Source organism: Labrys okinawensis (assembly GCF_002982075.1).
In the GTDB taxonomy this organism is placed as follows: domain Bacteria; phylum Pseudomonadota; class Alphaproteobacteria; order Rhizobiales; family Labraceae; genus Labrys; species Labrys okinawensis_A.
Genome location: NZ_PUEJ01000003.1, coordinates 658,193 through 675,921 on the forward strand (window position 1 = coordinate 658,193; position 17,729 = coordinate 675,921).

Consider the following 17,729-nt stretch of genomic DNA (forward strand, 5'->3'; position numbering starts at 1 on the left):
TTTTCGCGTGATTGGTTTTGCAAGATGTAGTATTGTAACTACATTTCTTGCGGAGGTATTCGATGAAACATATGAGCAGCCGCGAGTTCAATCACGACATCGGCAAAGCCAAGCGGGCTGCTGAGGAGGGACCGCTCCTGATCACCGATCGCGGCAAGCCCGCCTTCGTGTTGTTGAAACATGAGGAATATCAGCGTCTTGTTGGGCAAGAGCCGAGCATCGTCGATCTACTCCGCCAGGACGAGCCGGAAGCGGATTTCGATTTCGAGCCCCCGCGATTGCGTGAGATCGTGCGCAGGGAGACGGTATTCGATTGATGTTCCTGCTGGATACCCATGTCCTGTGTGAGTTGCGTCGTCCCCATCTTGCCGCGCCGAAACTTGTTGAATGGGCTCGCGCCACCGCCAAATCGAGACAATTCATCTCCGCGATTACGATGATGGAACTCGAAATTGGCGTGTTGTCGATCGAACGCCGTGATCCGGCGCAAGGCGGAATCCTCCGCAACTGGTTGGTTGGCAAGGTCGAGCCCAGCTATGACGGTCGGATTTTGCAGTTCGGATTTCGGACCGCGCAGATATGTGCACGCCTGCATGTCCCGGACCGACGTCCGGAACGTGATGCAATGATCGCGGCCACGGCCTTGGAGCACGGCCTTACGATGGTTACCCGAAACGTCACCGATTTTAGCCCGCTCGGCGTTCCTGTCTTCAACCCCTGGCAAGCCTGAAGGCCTCCCATGAAAGCCCTCGTCAAGTCCAAGCCCGAACCCGGCCTTTGGTTCTCGGACAATGAGCCGATGCCCGAACTCGGGCCCAATGACGTCCTGGTGAAGGTGCGGAAAACCGGGATTTGCGGTACCGACATCCACATCTACAAATGGGATGCCTGGGCACAGAAGACGGTGCCCGTGCCGATGATCGTCGGCCATGAATATGCCGGCGAGATCGTCGAGATCGGCTCGGCCGTGCATAGCCTCAAGATCGGCGAGCGCGTGTCCGGTGAAGGTCACGTCATCGGCATGAAGAGCCGGGCGACGCGGGCAGGGCGCTTCCATCTCGATCCCGACACGCGCGGCATCGGCGTCAACATGCCCGGCGCCTTCGCCGAATATGTGAAGGTACCGGCCTTCAACATCGTGCCGCTGCCCGAGGAGGTCGACGACGAACTGGGCGCCATCCTCGATCCGCTCGGCAATGCCGTGCACACGGCGCTGTCCTTCGATCTCGTCGGCGAGGACGTGCTGATCACCGGCGCCGGCCCGATCGGCATCATGGCGGGGGCCGTGGCCCGCCATGCCGGCGCGCGCCATGTGGTGATCACCGACATCAACCCCGTTCGCCTGGACCTTGCCGCCAAGGTGGCTGATATCGTGCCGGTCAATGTCGCCAAGGAAGATCTGCGCGATGTGATGAGCCGCCTGAAGATGAAGGAAGGCTTCGATGTCGGCCTGGAGATGAGCGGCGCGCCGGTGGCCTTCCAGCAGATGCTCGACGTCATGCTGATGGGCTCCAAGATCGCCATGCTGGGCATTCCTGCCACGCCCTTCGCCGTGGACTGGAACAAGATCGTCTTCAAGATGCTGACGATCAAAGGCATCTATGGCCGCGAGATGTTCGAGACCTGGCACAAGATGCTGGCCATGCTGCAGAGCGGGCTCAACATCCGCCCTGTAATCACCCATCGCCTGCCCGTCGCCGACTATCTCCAGGGCTTCGAGACGATGGCGCGGGGCGAGTGCGGCAAGATCGTGCTCGACTGGGGGTGAAAGGAGCCGACGGCAATTTTATGCCGGTCATAGCGATCCATGAGGTCCGTCCATCATCGATCGTTGACTCGCAGAGGTACTAATTTATCATTCGGCAAACCATTGCAATGAGACAATCGACGACTGCAATGACGAAAAATTGAGGTACGTAACTCATGAAATCGGGAGGCATTATGGGTTTGTTTCAAAAACTATGTCTGGCGAGCGCCCTGGCTGCCGGCGTTCTCGCGGCGCCGGCCTTGGCGCAGGACAAGGGGACCGTCGGCATCGCCATGCCGGACAAGACGGTCGAGCGCTGGATCGACGACGGCAAGAACGTCGTCAAGCAGCTCGAAGCCAAGGGGTACGGGGCCGATCTGCAATATGCCAATGGCGATATTCCCGGCCAGCTCGCCCAGATCGAGAACATGCTGACCAAGGGCGACAAGGTGCTGGTGATCGCGGCGATCGACGGCACCACCCTGGCAGACGCTCTCAAGGCGGCGGCTGCCAAGGGCGTGAAGGTCATCGCCTATGACCGTCTGATCCGCAATTCGGAGAATGTCGACTATTACGCCACCTTCGACAATTTCCAGGTCGGCGTGCTGCAGGCGCAGTCGCTGGAGACGGCTCTCGGCCTCAAGGACGGCAAGGGGCCCTTCAACATCGAGCTGTTCGGCGGCTCGCCGGACGATAACAACGCCTTCTTCTTCTACAACGGCGCCATGTCGGTCCTGCAGCCCTATATCGACAGCGGCAAGCTGGTGGTGCAGTCCAAGCAGATGGGCATGGACAAGGTCGGCACGCTGAACTGGGACGGTTCGCTCGCCCAGTCGCGCATGGACAACCTTCTCTCCGCCTTCTACACCGACAAGAAAATCGACGCCGTTCTCTCCCCGAACGACACCCTCGCCCACGGCATCATCGCCTCCCTGAAGGCGGCCGGCTACGGCTCGGGCGACAAGCCGATCCCCTTCATCTCGGGTCAGGACGCGGAAGTGGCCTCGGTCAAGGCGATCATCGCCGGCGACCAGTATTCCACCGTTTTCAAGGACACCCGTGAATTGGCAAAGGTGTCGGTCGGCATGGTCGATGCCGTGCTCTCCGGCGGCAAGCCCGAGATCAACGACACCAAGAGCTACGACAACGGCAAGAAGGTCGTGCCGACCTATCTGCTCAAGCCCGTTTTGGTCACCAAGGACAACTGGAAACAGGTGCTGGTCGACAGCGGCTACTATAAGGAAGATCAGTTGAAATAGGGGCTCGGGACATCGAACGGTAACCGGCGACCGCAACGCCGGCCGTTCGCCCTGACGGATTGACCTGCGATGACGAGAGGCGCCACCGTGGCTCCTGAAGGACGGTGGCGCATCATCTGTTTGCTAATTGTAATACCAATTGACAAGCATTGGAAAGCTCTTATGAATTCTGAGCCTGACTGGAAGAGGCATCTCCAGGCGGCATAGTTATGGACGCATTCCGCCATGCCTTGGAGATGAGAAGAGATCCCATTGGGACCACTTCGATTCCCGATATCGGCTGAGGGGCTATTTTCTAGAACCGGTCCGTCCCGGACCGGGAAAACGTCAACTTGGGAGAGAGACGTGAAATTGTTCAAATCCTTGCTTTTGGCTGCCGCCTTCGGCGCGATGACCGTCGCGTCGCCGGCCCTTGCTCAGGATAAGGGGCCTGTCGGCATCGCCATGCCGACCAAGACTTCGGAGCGCTGGATCGACGACGGCAACAATGTCGTCAAGCAGCTGCAGGCCAAGGGCTATGCCACCGATCTGCAATATGCCGACGACGACATTCCCAACCAGCTCGCCCAGATCGAGAACATGCTGACCAAGGGCGACAAGGTGCTGGTGATCGCCTCGATCGACGGCACCACGCTCGCCGACGTGCTCAAGGAAGCTGCCGCCAAGGGCGTGAAGGTCATCGCCTATGACCGTCTGATCCGCAATTCGGAGAATGTCGACTATTACGCCACCTTCGACAATTTCCAGGTCGGCGTGCTGCAGGCGCAGTCGCTGGAGACGGCTCTCGGCCTCAAGGACGGCAAGGGGCCCTTCAACATCGAGCTGTTCGGCGGCTCGCCGGACGACAACAACGCCTTCTTCTTCTACAACGGCGCCATGTCGGTCCTGCAGCCCTATATCGACAGCGGCAAGCTGGTGGTGCAGTCCAAGCAGGCAGGCATGGACAAGGTCGGCACGCTGCGCTGGGACGGTTCGCTCGCCCAGTCGCGCATGGACAACCTTCTCTCCGCCTTCTACACCGACAAGAAGGTCGATGCGGTCCTGTCTCCCTATGACGGCCTGTCGCGCGGCATCATCGCCTCTCTGAAGGCGGCCGGCTATGGCTCGGGCGACAAGCCCATGCCCTTCATCTCGGGTCAGGACGCGGAAGTCGCCTCGGTCAAGGCGATCATCGCCGGCGACCAGTACTCGACGATCTACAAGGACACGCGCCAGCTCGCCAAGGTGTCGGTCGACATGGTCGATGCCGTGCTCTCCGGCGGCAAGCCCGAGATCAACGACACCAAGAGCTACGACAACGGCAAGAAGGTCGTGCCGACCTATCTGCTCAAGCCCGTTTTGGTCACCAAGGACAATTGGAAGCAGGTGCTCGTCGATGGCGGGTACTACAAGGAAGACCAGCTGAAGTAAGTGGTCGTCCTTAAACCATGTTAGGGTATCGGGCGGCTGGCACCACGGTGCCGGCCGCCCTTTTCACAGGTCATCCACTATGACAGCCATCCTGGAAATGCGGGGCATCACCAAGACCTTTCCGGGGGTCAAGGCGCTCAGCAACGTCAACCTCACGGTCAACGAGGGCGAAATTCATGGCGTGGTCGGCGAAAATGGCGCCGGCAAATCAACCCTGATGAAGGTGCTGAGTGGGGTCTATCCCTACGGCTCCTACGAAGGAGAGATCCATTTCCGCGGCCAGGAGTGCCGTTTCAAGGATATCCGCCATTCCGAAGAGCTCGGCATCATCATCATCCATCAGGAGCTTGCCCTGGTGCCGCTGCTTTCCATCGCCGAGAACATCTTCCTCGGCAATGAGCAGGCCACCGGCGGCCTGATCGATTGGCCCCTGACCTATGGCAAGACCCGCAAGGTGCTGGACAAGGTTGGGCTGAAGGAATCACCGGACACGCTCATCACCAATATCGGCGTCGGCAAGCAGCAGCTCGTCGAGATCGCCAAGGCCTTGTCGAAGGACGTCAAGCTGCTGATTCTGGACGAGCCGACGGCCAGCCTCAACGAAAGCGACAGCGATGCGCTGCTCGATCTCCTGTTGGAGTTCAAGCGGCAGGGCATTTCCTCGATCCTGATCTCGCACAAGCTCAACGAGATTTCCAAGGTCTGCGACGAGATCACCGTGATCCGCGACGGTGCCTCGATCGAGACCCTCGACTGCCGCAACGAGGCGATCAGCGAGGACCGCATCATCAAGGGCATGGTCGGGCGCGAAATGGCCGACCGCTATCCCAGCCGCCAGCCTAAGATCGGCGAGCCGGTCCTGGAGATCAAGGACTGGGTGGTGCACCATCACGAGCATTCCGACCGGCAGGTGGTCAAGGGCGTGAACTTCACGGTGCGCAAGGGCGAGGTCGTCGGCATTTCCGGCCTGATGGGCGCAGGGCGGACGGAGCTTGCCATGAGCATCTTCGGCCACTCCTACGGCCAGCGCATCAGCGGCCAGGCCCTGATGCACGGCAAGCCGGTCGATCTTTCGACCATCCAAAAGGCGCTGGACAATGGCCTGGCCTATGTCACGGAGGATCGCAAGCAGCTCGGCCTCGTCCTGGAAGAGGACATCATCAAGAACATCACGCTCAGCAACCTGGAAGGTGTGTCGAAGAATTCCGTCATCGACGACATCAAGGAATTGCGGGTGGCCAACGACTACAGGCGCAAGCTGAACATCCGCTCTCCCAACGTCTTCCAGAAGACGGTGAACCTGTCGGGTGGCAATCAGCAGAAGGTGGTGCTCTCCAAATGGCTGTTTTCCAATCCTGAATTGCTGATGCTCGACGAGCCGACGCGCGGCATCGATGTCGGTGCGAAATATGAAATCTACAGCATCATCAACGAGATGGTGAATGAAGGCAAAGCCGTGCTGATGATTTCCTCCGAGATGCCGGAACTGCTCGGCATGTGCGATCGCATCTATGTGATGAATGCGGGCCGCTTCGTAGGCGAATTCCCCGGGGCCGAGGCCACCCAAGAAAAGATCATGCGCGCCATCATGCGTGCGGAAGGACATTGACGATGACGACAAACACCATGGAAGCCCAGACTGCTTCGCCCAAGAAATCGATCCTCGAATATATCAGCGGCAACATCCGCGACTATGGCCTGCTGATCTCTCTGATCGTCATCGTCGGCTTCTTCCAATACATGACGGAAGGGCGGATGCTGGCACCGTCCAACATCAACAACATTCCCAACCAGAACGGCTATGTCATCGTCATGGCACTCGGCATGCTGCTGGTGATCGTGGCAGGCCATATCGACTTGTCGGTCGGCTCGGTCTGCGCCTTCACCGGCGCCGTCGCCGCGACGCTGATGGTGAAGCTCGGCTGGCATTGGGCACCGGCGGCGGTCGCCACCCTGGTGGTCGGGGCGCTGATCGGCGGCATCCAGGGCTATTTCATCGCCTATCTGCGCATTCCCTCCTTCATCGTCACCCTGGCGGGCATGCTGGTGTTTCGCGGGCTGACCTATCGCCTGCTCGGCAATACCAATGTCGGTCCGCTGCCGGCCCAGTTCAACCAGCTCAGCGCCGGCTGGATTCCGGACCCGTTCGCGGCGCCGGGTTTCTTCACCACCACTTTTGCCCTCGGCCTGATCGCCGCGGCGCTGTTCATCCTGGTGAACATCAAGGGCCGGATGACTCGGCTCAAGCACGGGGTGGAGGAAGAACCGCTGGCGATCTTCATCGGTCGCAATATCCTCATGGCGGTCGTGACCGTCTATGTCGGCTACCTCCTCGCCATGTATCGCGGCCTGCCGATGGTGTTGATCATCCTCCTGGCGCTGACGCTGCTCTATGTCTTCGTGACCACCCGCACCGTGATCGGCCGACGCATCTATGCCCTCGGCGGCAACGAAAAGGCCGCCAAGCTCTCGGGCATCAACACCGATCGGCTTATCCTGCTGACCTTCGTCAATATGGGTGCATTGGCGGCGCTGGCAGGGCTCATCGTCACCTCCCGCTTCGGCGGCATGGCGACCCCGAAGGCCGGCGACGGTTATGAGCTCGACGTCATCGCGGCCTGCTTCATCGGCGGTGCCTCGGCCTCGGGTGGCGTCGGCAAGATCACCGGCGCGGTGATCGGCGCCTTGCTGATGGGCGTGATGAATGTCGGCATGTCGATCCTCGGCCTCGGCATCGACGACCAGAAATGGATCAAGGGCCTGGTGCTGCTCTTCGCCGTCTGCCTCGACGTCTACTACAAGAAGAAGCGCTGAGAGAGGCCATATCGATGGCAGTATGCCGGCCTTCGGGCCGGCATTTTGCTGGATAGAGTCTTGAGTGCAATGGCCGATTCTCCTTGGCGATTGCCGCTGCGTGGCCTTAAAACGCTGCCGTTCTCGGGAGTGGTCATGGAGCGAATCGTCAAGGCATTCTTCAATTCGGCGGCGGGTCTTGCCCATGCCGTCCGCTATGAATTGGCGGTGCGCCAGGAGGTCGTCGTCCTTGCCGTCGCGGTGCCGGCGAGCTTCTTCGTCACCGAAAGCTGGTGGAAGCGCCTTGCCCTGATCGGCGTCATCCTGCTCGTGCTGATGGTGGAGTTGCTCAACACCGCCATCGAGGCACTGTCCGACCATGTCACGCCCGACCGCCACCCCCATATCCGTATCGTCAAGGATCTCGGTTCGGCGGCCGTGTTCACGGCGCTGACCCTGGCGGGGCTGACCTGGATTCTCGCGCTGGCCGAAAGGCTGGTGTAAGGATGGCGGATCGTTTTCCATTCGCCGTTGAAGTGACATGAGCACCGATATTCTGCGCATTGCCGTCGCCCAGCTCAAACCGACGCTCGGCGACATCGCCGGCAATCTTGCCAAGGCCCGCGCTGCCAGGGCGAACGCGCGCGATCAGGGTGCCGACCTCGTGCTGTTCACCGAACTGTTCCTTTCCGGCTATCTGCCCGAGGACCTGGTGCTGAAGCCTGCCTATCAGGATGCCTGCCGCGCCGCCCTGGAAGACTTCGCCCGCGATACGGCCGATGGCGGGCCGGCTGCCCTGATCGGTCTGCCCTGGCGTGAGAAGGACAAGCTGCACAACGCGGTGGCGCTGGTGGACAAGGGCGTCATCGCTGCCGTCCGCTTCAAGAACGACCTTCCCAATTACGGCGTGTTCGACGAGAAGCGCGTGTTCCAGCCGGGGCCCTTGCCGGGCCCGATCGCTTTTCGCGGCGTGCGCCTGGGCGTGCCGATCTGCGAGGACATCTGGGGGCATGACGTGGTGGAATGCCTGGCCGAGACCGGTGCCGAAATCCTGCTGGTGCCCAATGGCTCGCCCTATCACCGCGACAAATCGGATATCCGTCTCAACGTCGCGGTGGCGCGCGTCGCCGAATCGGGCCTGCCTCTGCTTTATGCCAACGAGGTCGGCGGCCAGGACGAGGTGATCTTCGACGGCGCCTCCTTCGCCCTCAACGCCGATCATCGCCTGGCAGTGCAATTGCCGGCCTTCCGGGAAGCCGTCGTCACCACCACCTGGCGGCGCGGGGCGCAGGGCTGGACGTGTGAGCCAGGCACGGTCGAACCGGTGGAGGAGGGCGAGCAAGCCGATTACCAGGCCTGCGTCCTGGGGCTGCGCGATTATGTCGACAAGAATGGTTTTCCCGGCGTGGTGCTGGGTTTGTCGGGCGGTGTCGATTCCGCCCTGGTGGCGGCCATGGCTGTGGACGCGCTCGGACCCGAGCGGGTGCATTGCGTGATGTTGCCCTATCGTTTCACCTCCAAGGAATCCCTGAAGGACGCCTTCGAATGCGCCACGGCGCTCGGCGTGCGTTATGACGTCGTGCCGATCGAGGCCCCGGTGAACGGATTGGAGAGCGTGCTCGAGCCGCTGTTCAAGGGCCAACCCCGCGGCATTGCCGAGGAGAACATGCAGAGCCGCACCCGCGGCACCATCCTGATGTCGATCTCCAACAAGTTCGGCGCCATGGTGGTGACCACCGGCAACAAGTCGGAGATGTCGGTCGGCTATTGTACGCTCTATGGCGACATGAATGGCGGTTTCAACCCGATCAAGGACCTTTACAAGACCGAGGTCTATCGCCTGTGCGAACTGCGCAACCGCTGGAAACCGGTGGATGCCAAGGGGCCGGCCGGGGTGGTGATCCCGCAGAACATCCTGACCAAGGCGCCGTCCGCCGAACTGCGCGAGAACCAGAAGGACCAGGATTCGCTGCCGCCCTATGACGTGCTCGATGATATCCTGCGCTGCCTCGTCGAAAGTGAAATGCGGGTCGCCGAGATCGTGGCGCGGGGCCATGACGAGGAAACCGTGCGCAAGGTCGAGCGTCTGCTCTACCTTGCTGAGTACAAGCGCCGCCAGGCCGCTCCCGGTGTGAAGGTGACCGAAAAGAATTTCGGCCGCGACCGCCGTTATCCGATCACCAACCGGTTCCGGGACGGCAACAAGCCCGCCTTCGTGCCCGATGCCGCGCTCTATCGGGTCTCCTCCACCGCGAGCGCGGATGCGGTGGATTTCTGAGCGCTAGAGCAAAGCGCGTTTAGACGGAAACGCTGTTTTGCTCCAGCTCTTTGGTTCGAAGCGTCTTTGCGATTCCTGGTAGTTCCGTCTAATCGCAAAACGCTTTAGGGGCGTCCGCCCGTGCTTCCGCCTCAGCCGTCGCGATGAGCCAGCGCCGGACTGCGTCCGTCGGTTCGGGATGGCGCTGCCGGCGCGGCAGCACGACGTAGAAATCATGGCTACCGGACATTTCGGCAGCCACCGGCTGGATCAGCCTGCCGCTGGCGAGATCGCCGGCGACGAGGAAGCGGCTGGCGAGCGCGATGCCCTGGCCGGCAGCGGCCGCCTCGATCGCCAGTCCCGTCTGATTGAAGCGCATCCGCCGCGGTTGGATGAGCGGCTTCAGCCCCAGCGCCTGTTCGAGAAACTCGGGCCACAGATTATGGGTATCGTGCAGGAGGGTATGGCTCGGGATCTCGGCCGGTTCGATGCCATTCGTCCCGGCCGGCAGCAAGGCAGGGGCGCAGACGGCGATCACCTGCTGCGCAAACAGGCGGTCGACCACCAGCCCCGGCCCGAAGGGCAGCCGCCCCTGCCGCACCGCGATGTCGACGCCGTCGCTTTGGAAATTCGACAGGCTCTCATTGGCCAGAATGCGCAACTCGACGAGCGGGTGCTGGGCTACGAATTGCGGCAGCCTGGGGATCAGCCATTTGGTCGCGAAGCTCGGCGTGACGCTGATCGTCAGCCTGGCAGGCTCGGGGCGCAGTCCCAGCGTCGCTTCGGCGACGAGTTCGAAAGCCCGGCGGATATTGGGCAGATACCCCTGCCCGGCGTGGGTGAGGGCAAGCCCACGAGGCAGGCGTTCGAACAGCTTCACCCCGAGATCGGCCTCCAGCGCTCGGATATGCTGAGCGACGGCGCCCTGGGTCACGTTCAGTTCCTCGGCGGCGAGGCGGAAGTTCAGATGGCGCGCAGCAGCTTCGAAGGCGCGCAGGGCCTTAAGTGGGGGGAGGCGAGGCAAGGCGTCCGGCATGCAGTAGTTTTTCTACAGGGCCAGAACAACTATTCTGGCTCGAATGAAGCTGATTTGTCAGTATATCAGGAAGACAGGCCCTTTGTCGCGGTCTTGCACCGCTTCGGAATATGGAAGGACGAATTCAATGGCAGCAGAAAAAGTAGCGATCATTACCGCCGGCGGCAGCGGCATGGGAGCGGCGGCCGCAAGGCGCCTGGCCAAGGATGGCTATAAGGTCGCCATTCTTTCCTCCTCCGGCAAGGGCGAGGCCATCGCCCAGGAATTGGGCGGTCTCGGTGTCACCGGCTCCAACCAGTCCAACGAGGACCTGCAGCGCCTCACCGATCTGACGCTCGGGCGTTGGGGGCGTGTCGACGTACTGGTCAACAGTGCCGGTCATGGCCCGCGCGCGCCGCTTCTGGAGATCACCGATGAGCAATGGCACACGGGGCTCGACGTCTATCTGATGAACGTTGTCAGGGCGACCCGCCTGGTGGCCCCCGCGATGGTTCGCCAGAAGAGCGGTGCCATCATCAACATCTCGACGGCTTGGGCCTTCGAGCCGACGGCGATGTTCCCGACCTCCGCCGTGTTCCGCGCCGGGCTTGCCGCCTATGCCAAGCTCTTCGCCGATCAGCATGCCGCCGACAATGTGCGCATGAACAACGTGCTGCCGGGCTGGATCGACAGCCTGCCGGCCACCGAGGAACGCCGCGACAGCGTACCGATGGGCCGCTACGGCACCAGCGAGGAGATCGCGGCCACGATCGCCTTTCTCGCCTCGGAGGGCGCCGGCTACATCACCGGCCAGAACATCCGGGTCGATGGCGGGCTGATGCGCTCGCTCTGAGGCCGATCGGAGGCCTTTCGTCCAATGGCGGGAAGGCGGGCAACGCATCCATTTGAGTGAGGGCGCGGCATCTTGTCTGCCCGCGCAACTGGCCTATCCTGTCTGAGGGCACTCTGAGGGATGGATCAGTCATGCTTGGACGAATGCTGTTTGCTGCTGCCGCCCTGGTCGGCTTGCTGACGACCGGGGCGATGGCCGACGACCAGGGGCGATTGGCGCTCGCGCGCCAGGTCGTGCAGGCCATGCACGCCACCGATACTATGCGGCAGGCCCTGCCCCTGATGATGGCGAACATGAAGCCGATGCTGGATCGGCAACCTGGCACGACCGAGAAATTCCGCGACCTGTTCATGGCGCGGTTCCTGGAAAAGGCGAATACCGAACTCGACCAGTTCGCCGATGAAATCGCGCAGATCTATGCCCAGCAATTTTCCGAGGAAGATCTGAAGAATTTGATCGCCTTTTATGAAAGCCCGACCGGAAAGAACCTGGTTTCCAAGCAAGCGATCCTCATCGCCGCATCCAGCGCCGCAGGGCGGCAATGGGGCATGAAGGTCGCCGGCGAAGCGCTGCAACAATATGCCGATGAATTGGCCAAGGCCCAGGCGTCGGACGGGGCCGTTCCATTCCCCGCGAAGCCGGCTGCGCCAGACGCGGGTCCCCCGCCTGTCGTGACTCCCCCGAAGCCTTCTGCCGCTCAGCCGGGGTGATCGGCCCGGCGGCGCCTGATCATGGCTGCGGGAGATATCTTCAGATCGCCCAGCCCGCCTTCAGTCCCTCCAGCACGGCTTCCTCGGCCGTGCGGGGCGTCAGGCAGTCGCCGATGACATGGATCTCGGCGGGCAGGCCCTCCAGCTCGGCTTCCAGGGCATTGACGGCCTCATGGCCGAGCGACGTCACCAGCGTGTCGATGCCGTCGACGATGATCGGCTCGCGGCCGGTGACATGGGCGAGATAGACGGTCTGACCGTCGACGCCGTAGAGATCGGCATAGGGTATGACCTCGATGCCGAGATCGTGCAGCACACCGGCCCAGTGGTCGCGCACATAGGCCTGGATGCGTTGGCCCGGCATGTAGCCGTTGACGGCGAGGCGGACCTTGCAGCCGGCCCGCGCCAGCTTCTCGGCGACGCCCATGCCGATCCAATCGCAGCGCCAGTCCGCCACCAGCACGGAGCTGCCGATATTGGCCTCCTCGCGCAGCACCTGCCAGGCATCGACGACATGCGCGGTCTCGGCGCCGGGCAATTCGGGATGGCGCGGCGTGGCGCCGGTGGCGATGATGACCGCGTCGGGACGCTCGCGCTCGACCAGGGCACGGTCGACCCTGCTGTTCTTCACCACGGTGACGCCGGCGAGTTCGGCCTCGCGGGTAAGATTGGTGACGATGCCGCCGAACTCCATGCGCCGCGGCAGCAATTGCGCCAGCAGAGCCTGGCCGCCGAGCCGGCCCGACGCCTCATAGAGCGTGACGTCATGGCCGCGCGAGGCGGCGATACTGGCGGCCTTCATGCCGGCCGGGCCACCGCCCGCCACCAAGACCTTCTTTACCGTAGCCGCCGGCAACACCTTGCCGTAGCGCAGCTCGCGCCCGGTCTCGGGATGCTGGATGCAGGATATGGGCACGCCGAGCTGGAAATGGCCGATGCAGGCCTGGTTGCAGGCTATGCAGGCGCGGATGTCGTCGAAGCGGCCCTGTTCGGCCTTGGCAGGCATGTCGGGGTCGCAGATCAGCGCGCGCGTCATGCCGACCATGTCGGCCTCACCCTTGGCGATCAGCTGTTCGGCATCCTGGGGCTGGTTGACGCGCCCTGCATAGAAGACCGGGGTTTTCACCCTGCGCTTCACGGCCGCCGCCGATGGTGCGCCATAGGCGCTGGAAAAGGCCATGGCCGGCGCGATGTGCACGGCGCCGCCGAAGCTGGCGGAGGAGCCGACCGTCAGGTTGAAGTAGTCGAAGCTGCCGTCGAGCGTGGTGAGCACCTCTGCCACTTCCTCGGCGGTGAGGCCGTTGAGGTCGCTGTCCTCGGAGGAAAAGCGCAGGCCGACCACGAAATCCGGCCCGGTCCTGGCGCGGATGGCGGCAAGGCTCTCGCGGATGAAGCGCAGCCGGTTTTCGAGCGAACCGCCATAGGCATCCTCGCGTAGATTGACGCGGGGATTGACGAATTGCGAGGGCAGGTAGCCGTGGCTGCCGACGATCTCCACACCGTCGAGCCCGGCCGCTTCGAGCCGGCGTGCGGCCTCGCCATAGCCCTCGACGATCTCGCCGATCATCGCCGCGCTCATGGCCCGCGGCATGACGTGGAAGCGCTGGTTAGGCACGGCGGAGGGCGCGTAGGCGACGGGGGCGGTGCCTTCGGCCGTCTCCATGATCTCGCGGCCGGGATGGAAGAGCTGCCCGAACACCGCGGCCCCCTCGGCATGGCAGACTTCGGCAAGGCGCCGGTAGCCGGGGATGCAGTCGTCGCTGGTCGCCATCAGGAGATGGGAGGTGTAGCGCGCCGTCTCGTGCACGCCGGCGACCTGCAGCACGATCAGCCCGACGCCGCCCTGCGCGCGCGCCTGCTGATAGGCGATCAGCGCGTCATTCGGCACGAAGGCGGTGGGCAGGGTGGTGTCGTGCCCGGTCGACATGATGCGGTTCTTGATGCGCAGATTGCGGATCGTGAACGGCGAATAGAGGTGGGGGAGGGCGGCGGACTGGCTCACGGTGCCTCGCAGGAACTGGACCCGTACTGGGTGCACGGGGGCGATCCTGCAATCAACATGGCCGATTGTCGCGAGGGCGCACCGGTCATCCCGCGCGGGCGCTTTTCTCCTCAGGCGCTCCCGCTTCTGCGGAGCAGCATTGCCTGTTGCGCCGCATGCGGGATGACTGGCCAGCCTCAGAGATTGAAGTCGAAGCGGTAGCTCGCCGAGATGCCGATCAGCAGCTGATCCTTGGAGCCGCGTTCCTTCACCAGGCTCGAACTCGCGGCGGGGCCGGTAAGGCGGCTATATTCGGCAAAGGCGCTGGTGGTGATCTTGTCCGTGGTTTTCCAGGTCACCGCGCCGCCGACGCCGACCGACTTCAACCCACCTCCTGGCGAATAGGGGCTGAGGCCCGAAGCGAGCGATTCCTGCAGGTTCACGCCGTAATAGGCGTCGAAATAGCTGTGCGAGGCCAAGGAGAGGCGGGGACCGCCGGAAAGCCGCCAATCCGGGGCTATGTCATAAAACGCGTCCGCGGCGAGATCGGCGACGAGACCATGATGCGAACGGATGCCGTGCCGCAATTCGGCGCGCAAGCGCAGCCATTCCGTCGGATAGATATCGGCGAAGATGCCGAGTTCGCCACCCCAGCGCACCGGCTTGAGGCCCTTGAGATCGTCGTCGGTGGAGCCGTCACGCTCGAACAAGATTTTGCCGACCGGGCCGATTCGCAGGAAGCCGTTGTCGAGCAGGCCCACGCCCGGATTGTCGTTGCGCGAGGTGAAGGCCGGTCCCTTGCCCTGGCGGGACAGTGAGATGATCGGCGAGGGCAGGAAGCTGAAATCCTTGGCGCCCTCATATTTGGGGCCCATGGCGGCGGTCGCGCCGAGTTCCAGAGACCAGCCGCCGGCGATGTAGTTGTCCCAGAATCCGGTCGGTGTGTAGGAAGAGGACTGGGCCAGTGCCGGCGTCGCCAGAACGGCTAGAACTCCTGCCGCAACGGCAGTCTTCAGGGAGGTACGCAACATCACTCTATTCCCATTTCCGGTCGCGGCAGGAGCGGCCGCGAACTTGGCCGCACAATGCCTTCGAGGTGACAACAAACAATGAATGCTGGCATGAATAATCAACGAATTCCCTAACGTCATGTTTTGGATGCCGAGGGCATCGTCAGTTTCGTGATGCCCATTGTGAAGGCATTCACTGAGTGGCGATGATCAGCCGGAAAAGGAGTCTATGAGCCGGCTGCGATTGATTATCGTGTCCCTTATAAACACGATGGCGATTTTGTGGCCAGCAAAAATGGCACGAGCCTGTTCATAATCTCTCCTTCAAAAGGAAGGGCGCGCGGTATAGGACAGGCCATATTTCCAATTTCGAAAGCCCGTCATGCCGCCCGTCGTTCGCTTTGCGCCATCTCCCACCGGCTATATCCATATCGGCAATATCCGCACCGCTTTGCTGAACTGGTGTGTGACCAAACGCGCGGGCGGGCGCTTCATCCTGCGCTATGACGACACCGACACCGCCCGCTCGCGCCAGGAATATGCCGACGCCATCGCGGTGGATCTCGCCTGGCTCGGCATGGTGCCGGACGTGCAGGCCCGCCAGTCGGAACGCATGGCGCTCTATGATGCCGCGGCCGCCCGCCTGCGCGAGGCCGGCCGGCTCTATCCCTGCTACGAGACCGAGGAGGAGCTGGAGCGCCGGCGCACCTTGCAGAAGGCACGCGGCCTGCCGCCGGTCTATGACCGGGCGGCCCTGCGCCTGACGGCGGAGCAGAAGGCGGCGATGGAGGCCGAGGGCCGCCGGCCGCATTGGCGCTTCCTGCTCAACCACCGCATCGTCGAATGGCAGGACGGCGTGCGGGGGCCCGCACATGTCGACACCGCCTCGCTCTCCGATCCGGTACTGATCCGCGCCGACGGCGGCTATCTCTATACACTGCCCTCCGTGGTCGACGACATCGACCTCGGTGTCACCCACATCATCCGCGGCGAGGATCACGTCACCAACACCGCCGTGCAGATCGAGATCTTCGAGGCGCTGGGCGGCAGCGTGCCGGCTTTCGCTCACCACAACCTGCTCACCACGGTCAGCGGCGAGGGACTGTCCAAGCGCAGCGGCGCGCTGTCGATCGGCTCGCTGCGCGAGGCCGGCTTCGAGCCGATGGCGGTGGCGAGCCTTGCCGTGCTGACCGGTACGGCTGAGGCTGTCAGGCCGATCGCGACTTTGCAGGACCTGGCTGCGCTGGTCGACCTCTCCCGAATCTCGCGGGCGCCGGCGCGGTTCGATCCGGCCGAGATCGAGACCCTCAACGCCAAGCTGCTGCATGAGACGGCCTATGCGGATGTCTCGCAGCGGCTCTCGGCCCTCGGCGTCGGGGGCGGCGAGGCGTTCTGGCTCGCCGTGCGCAGCAATCTCGTCAGGCTCGCGGATGCGAAGACCTGGTGGGATGTGGTGAGGGGACCGGTCGCCAAGGGCGAACAGGATCGGGAATTCCTCCACCGTGCCGCCTCTCTGCTTCCGGCCGAGCCCTGGGACGAGAACACCTGGGGCGCCTGGACACAGGCCGTGAAGGACGCCACCGGCGCCAAGGGCAAGGCCCTGTTCATGCCGCTGCGCCAGGCGCTGACCGGCCTCGACCACGGTCCCGAACTCAAGGCGCTGCTGCCGTTGATCGGCCGCGAGCGGGCGCTGGCGCGACTTGGCGCTTGAAGGAGCTCCGAAGGCCTAGTTCACCAAGGTGTCTCGACCAGTCGAGCGCTGACGGGCTAATTTGCCTGTTTTGGAGGTGAAAATGACAGGTCTTCTGCCCAACACTGCCACCAATCCCCAGCCCGGCACCATCGCAAGGCCGACGATCGTCAGCAATCGGGTGCAGCCACCCGCGCAATGCAGCGACAATCGTGCCAAGCTGGCCAACCTCCGCAATCTCATCGCCGCTGCCGAGCGGGAATATCGCGAGATGACCATCGAGCTGGATCGCTTGGACGATGAAGGCCGGATCTGGCTGGTCGTGGACCTGATCCACAAGACCGCCTTGGCTTCGCTGGATCTGGGGGCGGCGATCATGCAGGTCGCGGGGCTCAAGACAGGCGACGCGGCGCGGGCCCTCGCGGATGGCACCCAGACCGTCAGCGACACCTTCATCGGTACGTCGGGCGTGCTGGACGGATCGGTCTCGGGCAAGGATTTCGCGCGAACCATGGCCCAGCGGGCGCTGACCCATGCCAAGCCTGGCACGGCCGGTCAGGCCATGGCCAAAGGGCAGGCGGATATTGCCCTGGGCTCCTGGTCGAGCATCGACAACATCACGGGTGCGCAGGGGCGTAGCGCCGCCAATTCCCGTGCGGCCGAAGCAGGCGTGGAATTGGCCGCCGGGCTGATCCAGCGTAGCGCCGATACGCTCGATGCGGGCACGGCGGGTGGCAGTCCCGTTGCCAAGAGGGTCGGCGCAGCGGCGCAGATCGCCAAGGCGATGGCCAGCTACAATCGCGAGCTCGAGGGTGCCTTCAACCGTCGGCTGGAGATATCGAGCGGCCTGATGGCGACCAAGGCAACCATGCAGGCCACGCTGCAACGCGCCATGGCTCGTTATCGCAGGGACGCAGCCGAACTGGAGAGGCTGCTCCAGGCCTGCATCTGAGGCCTCTGATGAAGATTGGGGCACGCGATGTCCCAAGCGGCCCATACCGGGC

At 63.1% G+C, this 17,729-nt stretch carries 16 protein-coding genes; 13 read left to right on the forward strand and 3 right to left on the reverse strand.

Annotation, left to right across the window (positions count from 1 at the left end):
* The first annotated feature begins 62 nt into the window (after positions 1-62).
* The 9 genes from C5L14_RS10060 to C5L14_RS10100 all read left to right on the forward strand — a co-directional run bounded on the left by C5L14_RS10060 (position 63) and on the right by C5L14_RS10100 (position 9,487).
* Complete coding sequence (locus tag C5L14_RS10060) at positions 63-317, forward strand: type II toxin-antitoxin system Phd/YefM family antitoxin (RefSeq protein WP_105861876.1); 255 nt, start codon at positions 63-65, stop codon at positions 315-317.
* Positions 317-730, forward strand: coding sequence for a type II toxin-antitoxin system VapC family toxin (locus C5L14_RS10065; RefSeq protein WP_105861877.1), 414 nt, complete (start codon positions 317-319; stop codon positions 728-730). The genes C5L14_RS10060 and C5L14_RS10065 overlap by 1 nt, the downstream gene beginning before the upstream one ends.
* A 9-nt stretch (positions 731-739) precedes the next feature.
* Complete coding sequence (gene tdh / locus C5L14_RS10070; protein WP_105861878.1) at positions 740-1,768, forward strand: L-threonine 3-dehydrogenase; 1,029 nt, start codon at positions 740-742, stop codon at positions 1,766-1,768.
* Positions 1,769-1,941: 173 nt separating this feature from the next.
* On the forward strand, positions 1,942-3,006 hold the full coding sequence (gene chvE / locus C5L14_RS10075) for a multiple monosaccharide ABC transporter substrate-binding protein (protein WP_105861879.1): 1,065 nt from the start codon (positions 1,942-1,944) through the stop codon (positions 3,004-3,006).
* A gap of 390 nt (positions 3,007-3,396) precedes the next feature.
* Positions 3,397-4,416 (forward strand): multiple monosaccharide ABC transporter substrate-binding protein, encoded by a 1,020-nt coding sequence (gene chvE / locus C5L14_RS10080; protein WP_245196698.1) that lies wholly within the window; start codon positions 3,397-3,399, stop codon positions 4,414-4,416.
* A gap of 79 nt (positions 4,417-4,495) precedes the next feature.
* Positions 4,496-6,025, forward strand: coding sequence for a multiple monosaccharide ABC transporter ATP-binding protein (gene mmsA, locus C5L14_RS10085; protein WP_105861881.1), 1,530 nt, complete (start codon positions 4,496-4,498; stop codon positions 6,023-6,025).
* 2 nt (positions 6,026-6,027) lie between these two features.
* Positions 6,028-7,230 carry a multiple monosaccharide ABC transporter permease gene (gene mmsB, locus C5L14_RS10090; RefSeq protein WP_105861882.1) on the forward strand — a complete coding sequence of 401 codons (1,203 nt, stop codon included), beginning with the start codon at positions 6,028-6,030 and terminating at the stop codon, positions 7,228-7,230.
* A 135-nt stretch (positions 7,231-7,365) separates the two neighbouring features.
* Positions 7,366-7,713, forward strand: a complete 348-nt coding sequence (locus C5L14_RS10095; RefSeq protein WP_105861883.1) for a diacylglycerol kinase — start codon at positions 7,366-7,368, stop codon at positions 7,711-7,713.
* 37 nt (positions 7,714-7,750) lie between these two features.
* Positions 7,751-9,487: an NAD+ synthase gene (locus C5L14_RS10100; protein ID WP_105861884.1), complete on the forward strand. Its 1,737-nt coding sequence runs from the start codon at positions 7,751-7,753 to the stop codon at positions 9,485-9,487.
* Positions 9,488-9,575: 88 nt separating this feature from the next.
* Here the strand turns inward: C5L14_RS10100 and gcvA are convergent, their stop codons facing one another.
* The gene (gene gcvA / locus C5L14_RS10105; protein ID WP_105861885.1) at positions 9,576-10,502 is read right to left on the reverse strand and encodes a transcriptional regulator GcvA; all 927 of its coding nucleotides are present in this window, start codon (positions 10,500-10,502) and stop codon (positions 9,576-9,578) included.
* 127 nt (positions 10,503-10,629) lie between these two features.
* Here gcvA and C5L14_RS10110 point away from each other — a divergent pair, with 127 nt between their 5' ends.
* A complete protein-coding gene (locus C5L14_RS10110; protein ID WP_105861886.1) occupies positions 10,630-11,334 on the forward strand; it encodes an SDR family oxidoreductase in 705 nt (234 codons plus the stop codon).
* 143 nt (positions 11,335-11,477) lie between these two features.
* On the forward strand, positions 11,478-12,044 hold the full coding sequence (locus tag C5L14_RS10115) for a DUF2059 domain-containing protein (RefSeq protein WP_181161104.1): 567 nt from the start codon (positions 11,478-11,480) through the stop codon (positions 12,042-12,044).
* Between the two features lie 40 nt (positions 12,045-12,084).
* Here C5L14_RS10115 and C5L14_RS10120 read toward each other — a convergent pair whose 3' ends face one another.
* Complete coding sequence (locus C5L14_RS10120) at positions 12,085-14,046, reverse strand: FAD-dependent oxidoreductase (protein ID WP_245443328.1); 1,962 nt, start codon at positions 14,044-14,046, stop codon at positions 12,085-12,087.
* A gap of 176 nt (positions 14,047-14,222) precedes the next feature.
* Complete coding sequence (locus tag C5L14_RS10125; protein ID WP_105861888.1) at positions 14,223-15,056, reverse strand: MipA/OmpV family protein; 834 nt, start codon at positions 15,054-15,056, stop codon at positions 14,223-14,225.
* Between the two features lie 361 nt (positions 15,057-15,417).
* Here C5L14_RS10125 and gltX point away from each other — a divergent pair, with 361 nt between their 5' ends.
* Together gltX and C5L14_RS10135 are read left to right on the forward strand one after the other, a co-directional pair.
* Positions 15,418-16,746, forward strand: coding sequence for a glutamate--tRNA ligase (gene gltX / locus C5L14_RS10130; protein WP_105861889.1), 1,329 nt, complete (start codon positions 15,418-15,420; stop codon positions 16,744-16,746).
* An 82-nt stretch (positions 16,747-16,828) separates the two neighbouring features.
* Positions 16,829-17,677, forward strand: a complete 849-nt coding sequence (locus C5L14_RS10135) for a hypothetical protein (protein ID WP_105861890.1) — start codon at positions 16,829-16,831, stop codon at positions 17,675-17,677.
* The last annotated feature ends 52 nt before the right edge of the window (positions 17,678-17,729 follow it).

Excerpts from the sequence above, each read along its gene's own strand:
- C5L14_RS10060 (WP_105861876.1), top strand. The coding sequence starts at position 63 with ATGAAACATATGAGCAGCCGCGAGTTCAATCACGACATCGGCAAAGCC.
- C5L14_RS10065 (WP_105861877.1), top strand. The coding sequence starts at position 317 with ATGTTCCTGCTGGATACCCATGTCCTGTGTGAGTTGCGTCGTCCCCAT.
- tdh (WP_105861878.1), top strand. The coding sequence starts at position 740 with ATGAAAGCCCTCGTCAAGTCCAAGCCCGAACCCGGCCTTTGGTTCTCG.
- chvE (WP_105861879.1), top strand. The coding sequence starts at position 1,942 with ATGGGTTTGTTTCAAAAACTATGTCTGGCGAGCGCCCTGGCTGCCGGC.
- chvE (WP_245196698.1), top strand. The coding sequence starts at position 3,397 with ATGACCGTCGCGTCGCCGGCCCTTGCTCAGGATAAGGGGCCTGTCGGC.
- mmsA (WP_105861881.1), top strand. The coding sequence starts at position 4,496 with ATGACAGCCATCCTGGAAATGCGGGGCATCACCAAGACCTTTCCGGGG.
- mmsB (WP_105861882.1), top strand. The coding sequence starts at position 6,028 with ATGACGACAAACACCATGGAAGCCCAGACTGCTTCGCCCAAGAAATCG.
- C5L14_RS10095 (WP_105861883.1), top strand. The coding sequence starts at position 7,366 with ATGGAGCGAATCGTCAAGGCATTCTTCAATTCGGCGGCGGGTCTTGCC.
- C5L14_RS10100 (WP_105861884.1), top strand. The coding sequence starts at position 7,751 with ATGAGCACCGATATTCTGCGCATTGCCGTCGCCCAGCTCAAACCGACG.
- gcvA (WP_105861885.1), bottom strand. The coding sequence starts at position 10,502 with ATGCCGGACGCCTTGCCTCGCCTCCCCCCACTTAAGGCCCTGCGCGCC.
- C5L14_RS10110 (WP_105861886.1), top strand. The coding sequence starts at position 10,630 with ATGGCAGCAGAAAAAGTAGCGATCATTACCGCCGGCGGCAGCGGCATG.
- C5L14_RS10115 (WP_181161104.1), top strand. The coding sequence starts at position 11,478 with ATGCTGTTTGCTGCTGCCGCCCTGGTCGGCTTGCTGACGACCGGGGCG.
- C5L14_RS10125 (WP_105861888.1), bottom strand. The coding sequence starts at position 15,056 with ATGTTGCGTACCTCCCTGAAGACTGCCGTTGCGGCAGGAGTTCTAGCC.
- gltX (WP_105861889.1), top strand. The coding sequence starts at position 15,418 with ATGCCGCCCGTCGTTCGCTTTGCGCCATCTCCCACCGGCTATATCCAT.
- C5L14_RS10135 (WP_105861890.1), top strand. The coding sequence starts at position 16,829 with ATGACAGGTCTTCTGCCCAACACTGCCACCAATCCCCAGCCCGGCACC.